General features: G+C 44.0%; 1 protein-coding gene. It reads right to left on the bottom strand.

Features of this window, described 5'->3' with window-relative positions:
• Positions 1–259 (bottom strand): aldo/keto reductase (locus SB724_RS20100; protein ID WP_410572602.1); only part of this gene is annotated, 259 nt, incomplete at its 3' end.
• Between the last annotated feature and the right edge of the window lie 14 nt (positions 260–273).

Genomic DNA, 273 nt, shown 5'->3' with positions numbered 1-273 from the left:
CCGGGGAAAAGCGACTCTCTCCACCGCGGATATCACCTTGAGCAAATTTTGTATTAGCATCAATAGCTCCTGTTGTAAAACCAACTCCAAGGGGGCTCCAAGCTACAAAACCGATACCCAGTTTTTCACAAAGTGGTAAAATTGTCTTTTCAGGTCCCCGCCATAAAAGGGAATATTCATTCTGAATTGCGGTTACCGGATGAATTTCATGAGCTCGTCTTACTGTTTGTACACCGGGTTCTGAAAGTCCGTAATGCAAAACTTTTCCTTCTC

The organism is Bacillus sp. SIMBA_031, from assembly GCF_046535225.1.
Classification (GTDB): Bacteria; Bacillota; Bacilli; order Bacillales; family Bacillaceae; genus Bacillus; species Bacillus velezensis.
The sequence above is the reverse complement of the archived record's forward strand: the minus strand, read 5'-3'. Positions and strand labels throughout refer to the sequence as shown.